This window comes from Chloracidobacterium sp. (genome assembly GCA_016711345.1).
In the GTDB taxonomy this organism is placed as follows: Bacteria; Acidobacteriota; Blastocatellia; order Pyrinomonadales; family Pyrinomonadaceae; genus OLB17.
The window spans coordinates 2,470,419-2,482,073 of record JADJTD010000001.1 but is presented as its reverse complement, the minus strand read 5'-3'; the positions used below and the strand labels follow the sequence as shown (position 1 = coordinate 2,482,073).

Below are 11,655 nucleotides of genomic sequence, written 5' to 3'. Positions count from 1 at the left end.
TTGTATTTGGGGTTTGAAGTCAACCTTTTAGAATGGAATTTGGGGCTTACTTTTACAAGAAAAATGTGTCAATCTAAACGGCTTCATCACTGATATTTCTAAGCCCCTGTTTCTCTGCTCGTTCGTTGTCGAGGTCGGTTAGAACGTCGAGCAGAAAATTCGTGTTGCTTATAACCGCTATAACGACAGGAAACTCATGATCTACTGTAGAGAATTCAAACGTACCATGATTGATCTCTACGATGTCTCGAAAAGCCGCTATGCCGTTCTTTTCATTACATTCCGCATCAACTATCTTTCCCTCGTTAAACGCCACATTAGCCAAATGAAGGTCAGATTTGATGATCAGCAAGCCGGTCATCTTGGCGCCCTCAATAACCTGAACAGCATCGAAAATACTCACAAACGCGAGATTTCCCGCAAATGTGACGTCAGTGCGGACCTTTTGCGGACGGTCACGATTTGTCGCAAAATCAGGGCGTCGAGCACGACGAATTGCTTCCAGGCCGGGAGCGACGGAGATGCGAGGATCGAGAAGCTTTGCTTCCTGAAGCCTGTCATAAGCAAGGTCAAAGTCTTCACGAGCAATATACAGGCTTACGAGAGCAAGGCACTGCTTGGCGGCTTCGTTAAGATTCTTTTGCCTGACGCTAATGTCACGCATTTTCTCGCGAAGCGGTATCGACCTGGGCGAGCGCTCAAGCGAATTGCGAAGCAGCCCAAAGGCCTTTTCCGGCGAGCTGTACTTTACAAAAAGATCAGCATCGAGCAGAACCGATTCGATCGTAATCTCGCTAACCGGCACCGTTCCTATTTCTAAAACCTGGTCCATAGGTAAAGGTGAACAAAAATGTTCAACACTTTAATTTATCACATCTAACAGGTATAAGTCACCCAAATTCTCTCCTCATTATCACATGAAAAAGGGAACCGTTTTCGATAAAAAACGGTTCCCTCAAATTTACCTTACTTATCTGGCTTAGAAATCGAATCTCATACCGAGGCGTATTTGCCTCGGGCGAATCGTACGGGTTGGCACGAGGAAACTTGCCGAGCCCGCAGTCAAATCGATAAACGCAGCGCCGTAATTGAAAACGGCAGCATTCAGGATATTGTCAAACTGAACAACCGGCCTGAGTTTGAACCGTTCGAGGAACCGCCATTCGCGTGTGACGCTTAGATCGAAAGTGTAAAAACTCGGGGCAGTTCCAGCATTTCTAGGCAAATTACCACTTCGCGCTCCGATCGGTTGGAGCGAGAACTTCGTAAATAAATCGGCCGGCAGAGGCGTTCCTGGCTCACGAAAAACAATATCATCCAAATTGCCGCTGAAATTTACACGGTCAGTACCGAGGTCGTCAAGATTTCTGTCTGAGCCGCCGTCACCCAGATTGAAGCGACCCGATGTGCCATAACGAAATCGCGGCGATAATCTTAACTTGCCCAACCACCATGGGCCCTCAAATGTTCCCGTTAATGAAAAACGATGACGTCTATCCTGCAAACTTCTTGCCCATTCACGGCTGAAATCGCCGTTCACTTCCGCATTGGCGGTATTATTTAGCCCGTCGTCCATTGTTTTCGACAATGTGTATGCAAAACGGAACGACGCCCCAAAACCGTGGCCGAGTTTGCGGTAGCGGCTGCGAAGTTCTAGGATCAACCCCTGATAAAATGCGTTGCCTCGCGAACCGATCTGAGAGGTTTCAGACACAGTTTGATCGGGTCGGAAAGGTGCGATCGCGGCCGTTGCAATTCCGATCGGAGCTCCAGTCGCGTTGAAATTCGTACCCGTGACCGCGATAGCTGGTGCCGTTGAACTGGAGTTTGTCGTGTTCAAGTTTACAAAGCAATTCGCGGTGTTTACGGTGCACGCCCCCCCGGTCTGAGAACCGTCGTGGAGGCCGCTGGGATCATTTGTCAGGCCATTGAAAAAAGTATACCTACGAGTTGGCGAAAGAATGTAGACATTTCCGGGTGATCCTGTACGCGTAAGATAATCATTCCAATCGGTATATCCAGCAGGAAGAAGGGCGGCATTCGAATTATAATCACGCCACAAATGAACAGTCTTGTTCCAAGTATAATTAGCCTCGAATACCCAGCCCTTAAAGAGCTCACGTTCAAAACCAACATTGAATTGGTAGCTTTCGGGAATCTTCAGATCGGCTTCAACCGACCGCAGTGGATTTCCGGCGCTGGAGACATTTCCGGTGGTAAACCCGGTATTAGAATTGCACGAAAAAGTAGTTACCACAGTCGCACACGTCTCTGTCACCAGGGCCCTTAAGGCGTTGACAGATGGATAGCTGCTCGGAAACCGAGCTGAGAGCGCGGCGAGAATAGCCACTCTTCGCGAGTCGGTGGCCGCAGTGCCGATCGCATTTGAATCAAAATTGACCAGATTGCCGCCACTGTTTTGAATAGAATCACCGACGGTACGCAGCAGGACCCGATTGTAAAAAATTCCGGTTCCGAAACGTATAACGCCCTTTCCTTTTTTGAACGGGTCCCATGCGATTCCCAGCCTTGGGCCGAAATTATTCTTGTCGGAAACAGCCGTTTCTCTTTCATAACGCAGGCCAGCACTGATGGTCACATTTGACCATGGCTTAAATTCGTCGTTAAGGAACACACCGTAATACCTGTTTTTTACATCCTGACCTGTTCCGAAATTCTGCCGGAAACGGCTGAGCATGTTTTGTGTAAATGTAAACGAATTTTGGAAATTGAAGGTTCCTGTAGCATCGCCGAGGCCAATGACCTTGGAGTCAACGTTCTGGATGTCAAAACCCATTTTAAGCGTGTGACTTCCCGTCAGGTAGGTAAGAGATTCCTGGAATTGCCACCTTGTTTCATTACGCGTATCAGGAAAGTTGCTGCCGGAACTGGCCGTAGAATTACCCATTACCAGGCTCCTAACCGCGCCTGCAATAGGGTCTCGAATGCCAACGATGACAACAGGGTCGAACGGATTTGGGGCTTGAAAGCTTGGCTCATAGCGTGACCATTGAACGCGAACCTGATTAACAGCCCGGGCGCCAAAAACGTGATTGTCCGTGAAGTTGTAGGCATCGGTGTTAATGTTTTTAGCCTGAAACGCATTTTCGAGCCTTGTAACGGTATTGCCGCTTGTCCGTTGGTTATTCTTTCGCCCATACTGGAAACCAAAAGTAAAATTGTTATTCTTAAATAGTTCAGTATCTATCCTGGCCGTAAAAATATTTCCCTTATTAGGGGTGTCGTATAATTTGTTATAGGCCGCAATCGCTGCCACTCCAGCAGCACATGGCGGAGCAGGAGAACCCGGAGCATCACAATACAGGGTCGTCCCGGTTGGATTCGGCAGTGGATAGTTTGGATTTGCGTCGATCGGAAGGTACGCATCGATCAGGGTTGTATCCGCCAGTTTTAAATTTTCATATGCAATGGCAAAGAAAGTCTTATGCTTGCGGCCATCGAACCACGGGTAGTCGGCCCCGTCACCGAAGCCCGGCAAGATCACGGGTCCGCTAAGGGTGAACCCTGGATTAAGTTCCTGTAAGGCAGGACGTCGGATCCCGCGCTGATTGTTGAACCAAGTGTTAGCGTTAAGGCTTTCGTCGCGGAAAAACATAAATACCCGCCCGCGGAAATTCTTGCCGCCTGACCTTGTGCGAATGTTGATACGCCCGCCTGACGCTCGTCCGTATTCGGACGAGAATTGGTTCGAGATCACCTGAACTTCAGAGATGCCTTCTAGAGAAGGTTGAAACCGATCGCGGGAAGACCGGTCATCGTTGTTATCAAAACCATCGATCGTCAAGTTGTTGGAATATGCCGTTCCGCCAGAGATGGAAAAGTTGCCTTGTTCCAGTGGGGCATTAGAAGGATTTTGACCTCGATCCTCAGCCAGATCATTTGTTGACAATTGCTCTTCAGAAGTTCCGCCAAGTGTAAGGACCAGATCCAACGCATTTCGCGTATTGTTTGGAATCTCCTCTATTTCGCGTTCAGTAACGGTGCCGCCGACGATGGTGCGGGTGGTATCTACTGGCGGGCCGTCATCTTCGGTTACGGTAACAGTTTGCTCGGCCCTTACATCGGCTGGCGTCAGCTTGAAATCTTTCTGAACATTTTGCGCGGAAATTGTAGGAATTCCCGGAGTTTCTAAAATTCCAAATCCACTCGCAGCCGCTTTTACTTTATATGTACCGGGCTTAAGTTTAAGGAAGCGGTATTGCCCGTCATCGTCTGTAACTAACGTTCGCGACTCACCCGTTTCCACGGCAGTTACGGTTACGCTCGCTCCTACAACAGCGAGGCCATTAGAATCGGTCACTTTTCCATTGATCGTGACGTCGTCCAGATCTTGGCCTACTAGAAAAAGGCTGCAAGCAAAAACAAAAACACTGAGCGCGAGCGCGCGTGACAAAATTCTTCCAAACATCGGTTTCTCCTGACAAAAAATGTAAGTATTACAAAATGACGATTTTGCGTTCTGCAATGCTATCGCAAAAGCGGCCTGAAAGCAAAATCCAATCGAAGTACCAATGTTAGCTCGATTAAGTTACGAGACTGTTAAGGAAGCCAAGAAATATTGAAATTAGCTTTAGTCTTCGGAAAAAATGTCCGAACGGACGCGGGCCATGCGGATTCTCGATACGGGAATGAGTGCTTCACTCGATGAAAATGCCTCATTGTGTCGAGCGAATTCGCTTGCGTGAGTTTTTAGATATTCAAAAAACTGTTCAAACTCACGCTGCATCTGGTCCATCTTTGCACGCATATTGAGAATGATCTCAACACCGGCAAGATTTACGCCGAGTTCGCGTGTTAAAGATAGGATGATTTCGAGGCGTTCAAGGTCGGAATCTTCGTAAAGACGCGTATTTCCGATCGAACGCGACGGCGTCAACAGTCCTTCACGTTCGTAAAGTCGAAGGGTCTGCGGGTGGATGTCATAAAGCTCGGCCACCGCACTGATCGTATATGTTCTGATCTTTTTCTTCATTTTGAGCGTTCGTTTCACCTCAAATGAAACGTTTCAAATGAAACAGCCTCTAATCAAGATTTACTCGAGCCCAATCAATTTCCGCGGATTTTCAGGATTCAGTTTTTCAAACTGTCTCAGAACATCCTTTGTTTCCTCAGAAATAACACGCGGCAGAGTGATCTTTACCTCAACAAATTGGTCTCCGCGAAGCTTAGGATTTCTTAAGCTGGGAAAACCACGTTCGCGCAAGCGAAATTTCTGTCCGGATTCCGTGCCCGACGGAATCTTTAGCTGAGCTTTGCCTTCAGCCGTCGGAACCTCGATCTTTGTTCCGAGTGCGGCTTCGGACACCGTTATCGGCACCGTGATATAAATATTATCGCCTTTTCGTTCAAGGAACTTATGTTTGCCGACATTAGTTAGAATGAAAAGGTCACCCGGCTCAGCACCAAGCCGTCCACCGTGGCCCTTCTTCGGAATACGAACACGCGAACCCGTGTCAACGCCCGGCGGAATGCGAATCTTGACTTGTTCCGACTTTGGCGTGACCCCCTTACCGTTGCAAAGTGAGCACGGCTGACGGCGCCGTCCCGTGCCTTCACAGTCAGAACAATTCTGCGAAAACTGTAAACGCCCGCCTGTTCGCATCACCTGTCCTGAACCCTTACAGGTCGGACATTGAACAACCGGCCCGCCGGTGTCACCTGCACCCTGACAGCGGGAACATTGCTCGGAACGATTGACCGTTATGTTGGTCGTCAGTCCCGAAAATGCCTCTTCAAAATTCAGGGCCAATGGAATTTCTATATCGCGCCCTTTTCTTGGCATGGGTCGCGGCGGTTCCGGCTGTGCCCTCGCACCGCTGCTGCTGCCGCTAAAAAGGTCGGAGAAAATGTCGCGAAAGCTGGATCCACCACCTTGGGTGCCGGGCGTGCCGGAAAAATCAAACCCTGAAAAATCAAATCCACCCTGACTGGCGCTCGCAGCACCTGTCGAAAATGGCGAATCAGCGTCAAGGTTGTCTGCGTAATATCCAAACCGGTCAAAAACTTTGCGTTTCTTCTCGTCCGAGAGAATATCGTACGCTTCCTGGACATCCTTGAATTTGTCTTCTGAGGCTTTATCGCCCGGATTAACATCTGGATGATGCTTACGCGCGAGACGGCGGTGAGCTTTTTTGATCTCGTCTGCTTTCGCGTCCTTTTTTACGCCGAGTATTTGGTAGTAATCCTTTTTCGCCATGTTCGATCAGAGACAAGTTTAAAGTGACAAGAGACGAGAGGCAAATTCATCTACCGCTCGTCTCTGGCCTTTCACCATTTTTATCGAGCTTACTTCTTTTCGCTGTCAGATTCGTCAACATCGACGTATTCAGCGTCGATGACATCGCCGTCGTCAGATGACGAAGCCGAACCGCCATCGCCGCTTGCCGATGCCGAAGAAGCCTGCTCTTCAGCGACGCCCTCTGGTGGAGGTGTCTGGCTGTAAAGGGCCTCGGCCAGCTTGTGCGACGAAGTCTGCAAGCGTTCGAAAGCGTTGTTCATCGCGTCAACATCCTGGCCGCCGAGAGCGGTCTTGGAATCGGCGATCGCTGCTTCGAGTTCACTGGCGGCTGCCGCGTCGAGCTTGTCTTTGTTCTCAGCGAAAGTCTTTTCGACGCTGTAAACAAGGCCGTCCAAACGGTTGCGGGCCTCGATCTCGGCTTTACGCTTTTCGTCTTCGCCGGCGTGTGATTCGGCGTCCTTCATCATTTTGTCTATCTCTTCTTTCGAAAGACCCGACGACGAAGTGATGGTTATCTTCTGCTCACGGCCTGTGCCGACGTCTTTTGCGGAGACGTTGACGATGCCGTTAGCGTCTATGTCGAAGGTCACTTCGACCTGCGGGACGCCGCGTGGTGCAGGCGGAATGCCGACGAGGTGGAATTTGCCCAGCGTCTTGTTGTCCGCGGCAAGCGGTCGTTCGCCCTGAATGACGTGGACCTCGACGGAAGTTTGATTGTCCGAAGCTGTCGAGAAGATCTCGCTCTTTCGCGTCGGGATTGTCGTGTTCTTCTGGATCATCGGCGTCGAAACACCACCCAAAGTCTCGATTCCAAGCGACAGAGGCGTGACATCCAATAAAAGAATGTCCGTCTTCTCGCCGCCCAAAACACCGGCCTGGACCGCTGCTCCGAGGGCTACGACTTCGTCCGGGTTGACCGATTTGTTTGGTTCCTTGCCGAAGTATGCTTTGACCATTTCCTGGACCTTTGGAATACGCGTCGAACCGCCGACCAGCACGATCTCTTCGATCTCTTTCGGCGTCAAACCGGCGTCTTTGATGGCCTGTTCGACAGGCGGCATCAAGCGTTTGAGTATCGGCTCGACGAGCTGTTCAAATTTCGAACGCGTGAGCTTCATCACGAGGTGTTTCGGCCCCGAAGCATCCGCCGTGATGAACGGCAGGTTGATCTCGGTTTCTAAAGCGTTTGAAAGCTCGACCTTGGCCTTTTCACCGGCTTCTTTAAGCCTTTGAAGGGCCATTTTATCGTTGTGAAGGTCGATTCCCTGGTCTTTTTTGAACTCGTCAATGATCCACGCGACCAGGACCTCGTCAACGTCATCTCCACCGAGGTGCGTGTCGCCGTTGGTCGATTTTACCTCGACCACGCCTTCGCCGACCTCGAGGACCGAGATATCGAACGTACCGCCGCCAAAGTCAAAAACCGCGATAATTTCGTCCTTTTTCTTGTCCAGACCATACGCCAAAGCGGCCGCCGTCGGCTCGTTGACGATACGCAGGACCTCGAGTCCGGCAACTTTACCGGCGTCCTTCGTAGCCTGACGCTGTGCGTCGTTAAAGTACGCAGGCACAGTAATTACAGCCTGTTCGACGGTCGAGCCAAGATAATCTTCGGCCGACTGCTTTAATTTCTGCAGCACCATTGCCGCGATCTCAGGCGGGCTGTACTGCTTGCCGTCCGCATTGATGCGGACGTCGCCATTCGAGGTCTTTTCGACCTTATAGGGCACCTGTTTGATCTCGTCAGAGACCTCGTCAAACTTGCGGCCCATAAACCGTTTGATCGAATAAAGCGTGTTTTCCGGGTTGGTAACAGCCTGACGCTTGGCGACCTGGCCGACAAGACGATTGCCGTCTTTTCCGAACGCTACGACCGACGGAGTAGTGCGTCCGCCCTCAGAATTTGTAATAACGACGGGCTCGCCGCCTTCCATAACGGCCACGACCGAATTAGTCGTTCCCAGATCGATCCCAATAATTTTGCCCATATATTTAATCTCCAAAAACTATGATTGCGAATGCTCAAATATAAATCCAATGATGTGAGCGTATGAAAATGATAATACTTGAGTGTGTTGTTGTCAAGTTTAAATTATAGGCGAATGGATCGTAATCTTTCAGGATTTTTCTTCCCTCTTTGCGTGCTTTGCGGCTTTGCGGGAGAAGTTTTCCCGCCAAGACGCAAAGAACGCAAAGGAAAGCCGATCTACAGTATGGATGCCATCGAAGAACGCCAAAAAGCCATCGGACGACCCCCAAAAAGCCATCGGAGACACCCAAAAAGCCATCGGGAAAAATCTCTTTTTTGACCAATTTTACGATAGGCTTTCGTCAGTTTTGACCGCGACCATCCACTACATCATTTCGTTTTTGCGTCGTGAAGCTCTGCTCTCGCCAGATTTGTCAACATATCCTCTCGTCGAGACACTTTGCGGTCTTTGCGGCTTTGCGGGAAAACGGTTTGTCTCCCGCCAAGTCGCAAAGACGCAAAGATATCATTTGTTGCACGCTTGACACATATCCGCACTTGTGCTATTTGTATTAAATGAAAAATTTGAGACTGGAAGAATTCAAAGGCACCCCGAACCGAGTGAGACTTGAAGAACCGCGTGTGACATTAGATAAGCGTGGCGTGCTGTACCTGAACAAACTGGCTTTCGAAACATTTGGCAGCCCTGCTGCGGTGAAGCTGTTTCACGACGAGAACGAGCTCGTGATCGCGCTCAAACCGACTGACGTGCGGCATCGGAACGCCTTTGCGGTAAAACTCCACAGCCAAGGCAGCACGCGCCGCATCAACATCCAGCCCTTTTGCAGGCATCACAAGATCCGCTTCGAGAGCACTGTACTATTTAACGACATCGAGTTCAACACCGAAGGAACAATGTTCCTCTGGCTAAAAAACACGATCAACATCGGCCGCCGGTGAAATTGGACTTTCCGGCCGCTTTCCCGTCAGGGCAAATAGCCACGTCCTTCAGGGCGTGGGATTGAAATCAATACAGTTCTCAAAGGGCGTTTTAACGTCCTTTCCAGCTACCCTCACAAAACTCACCGAACAAGACAGCTAAAGCCCGGATTTGATAAGGACGTTAAAACGCCCTTTGGATCAATTCTTGCAATCTTAACCACGCCGTAAACGAGCGTGGCTATTTGCCCTTCGGGTGACAAAGCATTTCAGAACAAGCGTCGAACGCACACTGGCGAAGACGCGGGAGCTTGCCGATGCTCAAGGCGAAGATCATTACGTCGCTCTTGGCCGCACCGTTCAACAGCTTGGCAGCTTTCTTCTCAAATTCTGCGACCTCACCGACAAGGAGAGGGAAGATATTCAATACACACTCGAACAACACGACCGCAACCAGAACCGCAAGTATTAGCCTCTTGCCAAGCCAAACGGTTAGTGTTACTTTTTCCGTAGCAAATCCCTTGAATAAACTTTTGGAGAGAGAAGAGTATGAAGTGTTGTCTATTATTAATCATTTTCCTCACAGCCTTTAATTTGAGGGCACAAACGTCTGCTCAGTCTCCAGAGTTGGTGGAGGCCGAACAGTTGAGCGCGAAAGTTGTAAAATTATATAAGTCCGGCAAATACGACGAAGCGCTTCCGCTCGCCGAACGTGCTTTAGCATTGCGCGAAAAAGCTTTAGGTTCCGACAATGAATTGGTAGCTGCTGCATTACGCAATCTTGCCGAAGTGCAACTGGCGAAAAAAATGAACAAAGAAACGGAAGCCACCTATGACAGATATATAAGTGTTCTGGAAAAGCTGCCAGGTAAAAACGACTCAACTTTGATCAATTCTCTTGATCGTTATGTATGTTTACTGACCGGGATAAAAAATGTAACAAAGTCAAAGGAAATTCAAAAGCGCCTGTACAAACTTGATAATAAATTTGATTTTGATGATGCGGAAAATAAATTTTGGAACAGTGAGGACTCGACAAATTTCATGGCGGACAAACAAATCAGCTGGCCTAAACCGGCTTATCCGGCAGAAGCAAAATTAGATCGAGCTCAAGGCCCTGTCGTTCTCAAGATAATTATCGACGAAAAAGGAAAAGTAATAGACGCAAAAGCTATATGCGGACATCCTCTTTTGGTAAGAAGTGCAATGGCGTCTTTAAAACAAGCTCAGTATAAGCCAACAATCATCTTCGGGAAGCCGGTTAAGATCACGGCGTTTGCAAATTATTTTTTTATTTTTTGAAACCTTATTATTTACATGTGCGCCTCACCAAGGAACCGGATCAGGCCTGCCATTAATTGAAGAGAAAGGACGGCGGGGAGCCGTCCTTTCTTGTTGGTGATTATTCATCATCTTCTTCTGGTGTTAGCGTTGGTGGTTTGGCTTTTTGGGGGGCGCGTTCTACGTGGGAGGCGGAGTTCCTGGCGGCTCGTTTGCCGGGGTTATTGGCGTAGAGGCTTTGCATGACGGCGTCGCAAAAGACATAGAACGCGGATGGAACGGATAGAACTGATCAGGACGGATCTGAAAACGAGATTCAAATCTGTGTATATCCGTCGTATCCGTTGAATCTGTGTTCTATAACAAAAGACATAGAACGCGGATGGAACGGATAGAACGGATCAGGACGGATCTGAAAACGAGATTCAAATCTGTGTATATCCGTCGTATCCGTTGAATCTGTGTTCTATAACAAAAGACATAGAACGCGGATCAAACGGATAGAACGGATCAAGACGGATCTGAAAACGAGATTCAAATCTGTGTATATCCGTCGTATCCGTTGAATCTGTGTTCTATAACAAAAGACATGGAACGCGGATGGAACGGATAGAACTGATCAGGACGGATCTGAAAACGAGATTCAAATCTGTGTATATCCGTCGTATCCGTTGAATCGGTGTTCTATTAAATGCTGGTTGGTTCGTTGTCGAAGATCTTTCGTTTGTATTCGGCGGTTGGGCCAAAATTTAAGAGAAGACCGACTTCGATATCCGTTGCTCGAAGATAGTTTAGAAGTTGGGCTTCGTGAGAGCGAGAGATCGTAACGGCCGTTTTTAGTTCGACGATCACCGTGTTTGAAACGATCAAATCGGCAAAATATTCACCTACTAGTTGGTCTTTATAAAAAACATTGATCGGTTTCTGCTGTTCGACTATTAAGCCAACTTCGCGCAACTCTATCAAAAGTGCGTTCTCGTACACCTTTTCCAAAAAACCATAACCAAGCGAATTGTAAACAGTATAGAAAGATCTAATGATCGCCCCGGTTATATCGGAGTGTTTTAACTTATCCATTGAGTTTGCCGAGCGGTCAATAATTTAAAACAATTTGTATGAACCAGTCAATTCGTGTGGATCCGCCAAATCAGTTTTATCCGCGTTCAATCTCTTGACCTGACTCTTAATCTCGTTGCACACTTGACAC

Annotated in this window: 10 protein-coding genes; 4 read left to right on the top strand and 6 right to left on the bottom strand. The window is 48.7% G+C overall.

The window, feature by feature from the left end:
- Positions 1 to 73 precede the first annotated feature (73 nt).
- The 5 genes from IPL32_10255 to dnaK form a co-directional block, all read right to left on the bottom strand.
- Positions 74 to 832, bottom strand: coding sequence for a DUF4388 domain-containing protein (locus IPL32_10255; GenBank protein MBK8466200.1), 759 nt, complete (start codon positions 830 to 832; stop codon positions 74 to 76).
- A gap of 147 nt (positions 833 to 979) precedes the next feature.
- Positions 980 to 4,429 (bottom strand): TonB-dependent receptor, encoded by a 3,450-nt coding sequence (locus IPL32_10250; GenBank protein MBK8466199.1) that lies wholly within the window; start codon positions 4,427 to 4,429, stop codon positions 980 to 982.
- Positions 4,430 to 4,591: 162 nt separating this feature from the next.
- Positions 4,592 to 4,993 (bottom strand): helix-turn-helix transcriptional regulator, encoded by a 402-nt coding sequence (locus IPL32_10245; GenBank protein MBK8466198.1) that lies wholly within the window; start codon positions 4,991 to 4,993, stop codon positions 4,592 to 4,594.
- 60 nt (positions 4,994 to 5,053) lie between these two features.
- Positions 5,054 to 6,217, bottom strand: coding sequence for a molecular chaperone DnaJ (gene dnaJ / locus IPL32_10240; protein MBK8466197.1), 1,164 nt, complete (start codon positions 6,215 to 6,217; stop codon positions 5,054 to 5,056).
- 89 nt (positions 6,218 to 6,306) lie between these two features.
- On the bottom strand, positions 6,307 to 8,247 hold the full coding sequence (gene dnaK / locus IPL32_10235; protein ID MBK8466196.1) for a molecular chaperone DnaK: 1,941 nt from the start codon (positions 8,245 to 8,247) through the stop codon (positions 6,307 to 6,309).
- A gap of 114 nt (positions 8,248 to 8,361) precedes the next feature.
- Between dnaK and IPL32_10230 the strand changes: the two genes are divergently transcribed.
- The 4 genes from IPL32_10230 (at position 8,362) to IPL32_10215 (ending at position 10,469) form a co-directional block, all read left to right on the top strand.
- A complete protein-coding gene (locus tag IPL32_10230; GenBank protein ID MBK8466195.1) occupies positions 8,362 to 8,568 on the top strand; it encodes a hypothetical protein in 207 nt (68 codons plus the stop codon).
- Positions 8,569 to 8,804: 236 nt separating this feature from the next.
- On the top strand, positions 8,805 to 9,188 hold the full coding sequence (locus IPL32_10225) for a hypothetical protein (protein MBK8466194.1): 384 nt from the start codon (positions 8,805 to 8,807) through the stop codon (positions 9,186 to 9,188).
- Positions 9,189 to 9,423: 235 nt separating this feature from the next.
- Entirely contained in the window at positions 9,424 to 9,639 is a 216-nt protein-coding gene (locus tag IPL32_10220) for a hypothetical protein (protein ID MBK8466193.1), read from the top strand.
- A gap of 77 nt (positions 9,640 to 9,716) precedes the next feature.
- Positions 9,717 to 10,469, top strand: a complete 753-nt coding sequence (locus IPL32_10215; GenBank protein ID MBK8466192.1) for a TonB family protein — start codon at positions 9,717 to 9,719, stop codon at positions 10,467 to 10,469.
- Between the two features lie 666 nt (positions 10,470 to 11,135).
- Here IPL32_10215 and IPL32_10210 read toward each other — a convergent pair.
- Positions 11,136 to 11,525 (bottom strand): GxxExxY protein, encoded by a 390-nt coding sequence (locus tag IPL32_10210; GenBank protein ID MBK8466191.1) that lies wholly within the window; start codon positions 11,523 to 11,525, stop codon positions 11,136 to 11,138.
- Positions 11,526 to 11,655: the final 130 nt, after the last annotated feature.